Genomic DNA, 2,491 nt, shown 5'->3' on the forward strand with positions numbered 1-2,491 from the left:
TGTTGACGTCCATCCAGAACTGACCCACTTACGGGGATAATTTCCATCCAAAACTGACCCACCTGATTTCCCATCCTGAGCGCTTTTGCTCAGGGGAACCCAGGAGTGATCACAGTGGGCATGTTGGCCAAGATCCGGCGGATGCATTTCCGCGACAAGTTGTCGCTGCGCGAGATTGCCAAGCGCAGCGGCTTATCCCGCAATACCCTTCGCCGCTGGTTGCGGGCCGAAGACGTGGTCGAGCCGGCATATCCGGCGCGGACGACCCGGAGCATTCTCGATCCGTACCGCGAGCAACTGCAGGCGTGGCTGCGCACCGACAGCCACCGGCCCAAGCGCGATCGGCGCACGGCCAAGGTGCTGTTCCAGCACCTGCAGGCACAGGGCTATCCCGGCGGCTATGGCCGCGTCGCGACCTTTGTTCGCCGGTGGCACGCCGATGGTGGGGCGACGCCCCGCCGTCCCGGCTATGTGCCGTTGCACTTTGCCTTGGGTGAGGCGTTCCAGTTCGACTGGAGTTGCGAGTACGCGGTCATCGGCGGCGTGCGTAAACGCTTGGAGGTCGCGCACGTGAAGTTGGCATCCAGCCGGGTGTTCTGGCTGGTGGCGTATCCGATGCAGAGCCACGAGATGCTGTTCGATGCCCATGCCCGCGCGTTTGCCGCGTTCGGCGGCGTGCCGCGGCGCGGCATCTACGACAACATGAAGACGGCGGTGGACCGGGTCGGCCGCGGCAAGGAGCGCATCGTCAATGCGCGCTTCCAGGCCATGTGCAGCCACTATCTGTTTGAACCGGAGTTCTGCAATCGCGCCGCCGGCTGGGAGAAGGGCGTGGTCGAGAAGAACGTGCAGGACCGGCGCCGGCAACTGTGGGTCGAGGGCGGTCACCGCCACTGGTCGACGCTGGCCGAACTCAACGCGTGGCTGGCGAGCGAGTGCCGGGCGGCGTGGGACGTGATGGCCCATCCCGACTGGCCAGAACTCACGCTCGCCGAGGCGTGGGAGCACGAGCAACCGCAACTGATGCCCAACCCCAAGCCATTTGATGCCTACTTGGAACAACCGGTGCGGGTGTCGGGCACAGCGCTGATCCACTTCCAGCGCAATCGCTACAGCGTGCCGGCCGAGGCGGCGCACCGCGTGCTCAGCCTACGCGTGTATCCGACCGAACTGGTGTTGGTGGCCGAGGGCCAGGTGCTGGCGCGGCACGCACGCTGCTTTGATCGCTATCAGACCAAGTACGACTGGCAGCACTACATCCAGATCGTGCAACGCAAGCCGGGCGCACTGCGCGACGGCGCGCCCTTCGCCGAGATGCCGATGCCACTGCGCACCTTGCAACATCATCTGCTGCGCCGCCCAGGCGGTGATCGGGTCATGGCGCAGGTGTTGGCCGCGGTGCCTGTGCACGGCTTGGAGGCCGTGTTGGTGGCGGTGGAACTGGTGCTGGAGTCAGGCGCACCCAGCGGCGAGCACGTGCTCAACGTGGTGGCACGATTGAGTGCGCCCGTGCCGTCCGCCGACAGCGTGGTCACCGCGCTGACACTACGTCAGGAACCGCAGGCCAATGTGGATCGCTACGACGCGTTGCGCCCGACGGAGACCTGCCATGTCCATTGAACTGGTCACACGCCTGAAGGCGTTGAAGTTGAACGGCATGGCGGCGGCGTGGCCAGAGTTGGTCGCCAAGGCACGGCATCGCGAACTCGATCCCGAGCAATGGTTCGGTGAACTGCTCAGTGCCGAGAGCGCCGAACGGGAAGTCAGATCACAGGCCAACCAGATGAAGGCCGCCCGCTTCCCGGCGCACCGGGATCTGGTCGGCTTCGACTTCGCCCAGAGCCGGGTCGATGAAGCCCTGGTGGGCCGGTTGCACGGCGGTGCGTTCATCGACAGCGCGCAGAACGTGGTGTTGATCGGTGGCCCGGGCACCGGCAAGACGCATCTGGCCACGGCCATCGGCATCGCCGCGGTGCAACGGCAGCATCGGCGCGTGCGCTTCCTCTCAACCGTGGAACTGGTCAATGCACTGGAGCAGGAAAAGCTCGCCGGCAAGGCCGGTCATATCGCGTTGCGATTGACCTATGCCGACCTGGTCATTCTCGACGAGTTGGGCTATCTGCCCTTCAGCCAGGCCGGCGGCGCCTTGCTGTTCCACCTGCTGTCCAAGCTCTACGAGCGCACCAGCGTGCTGATCACCACCAACTTGAGCTTTACCGAATGGGCCCACGTGTTTGGCGATGCCAAGATGACCACGGCCTTGCTCGATCGCTTGACCCATCACTGCCACATCGTGGAAACCGGCAACGAGTCCTGGCGCTTCAAGACCAGCTCGGCGGTGGCGGCAACCCGAAAACGAGCCGCAAACAAACCAGACCCAAGGACAGCAACACAAACCGATTGATCCACAACCGAATAGCTACACTACGCAAACCGAGGGTGGGTCAATTTTGGTTGGAAACCCCGGGTCAGTTTTGCGTGGAAATCAACA

The 2,491-nt window shown here is 64.0% G+C and carries 2 protein-coding genes; both read left to right on the plus strand.

The annotated features are described in order from the left end of the window. Positions 1 to 114: 114 nt before the first annotated feature. The gene (gene istA / locus PSV38_RS14135; protein ID WP_300548460.1) at positions 115 to 1,620 is read left to right on the plus strand and encodes an IS21 family transposase; all 1,506 of its coding nucleotides are present in this window, start codon (positions 115 to 117) and stop codon (positions 1,618 to 1,620) included. Further along, the gene (istB, locus tag PSV38_RS14140) at positions 1,610 to 2,404 is read left to right on the plus strand and encodes an IS21-like element helper ATPase IstB (protein WP_300548462.1); all 795 of its coding nucleotides are present in this window, start codon (positions 1,610 to 1,612) and stop codon (positions 2,402 to 2,404) included. Before istA ends, istB begins: the two co-directional genes overlap by 11 nt. The last annotated feature ends 87 nt before the right edge of the window (positions 2,405 to 2,491 follow it).

Origin of the sequence: Aquabacterium sp., assembly GCF_029946005.1 — a bacterium.
In the GTDB taxonomy this organism is placed as follows: Bacteria; Pseudomonadota; Gammaproteobacteria; order Burkholderiales; family Burkholderiaceae_C; genus Aquabacterium.

Excerpts from the sequence above, each read along its gene's own strand:
- istB (WP_300548462.1), top strand. The coding sequence starts at position 1,610 with ATGTCCATTGAACTGGTCACACGCCTGAAGGCGTTGAAGTTGAACGGC.